The organism is Dellaglioa sp. CoH-57-MRSF-22, assembly GCF_056781895.1.
In genome coordinates this window covers 1-231 of the sequence record NZ_JBXAXT010000293.1, presented here as the reverse complement: position 1 = coordinate 231, position 231 = coordinate 1, and the positions used below count along the sequence as shown (strand labels likewise).

Below are 231 nucleotides of genomic sequence, written 5' to 3'. Positions count from 1 at the left end.
CCAAGGGTGTCATCTGGTTTCTTGGTGACCTAAGCTTCCACAACAAATGGAAGACTGGCGCACTCATCGAACAGATCGAGACGCCGAACAAGTTTCTGGTGTTGGGCAATCACGACGACAAGCACATCGAGTTCTACAAGACCAGTGGCTTGTTCCGGTAAGTGCATGAGCATCGCGCTTACATCAAGTTTAATGGGCGCAACATCATTATGGACCACCACCCGATTGCCC

At 50.6% G+C, this 231-nt stretch carries 1 protein-coding gene; it reads right to left on the bottom strand.

Going from position 1 to position 231, the window contains the following annotated elements; all coding sequences use genetic code 11:
* Nucleotides 1–29 precede the first annotated feature (29 nt).
* On the bottom strand, nucleotides 30–231 hold a 202-nt coding region (locus AC1RPR_RS09125; RefSeq protein ID WP_481763630.1), incomplete at its 5' end, for a hypothetical protein.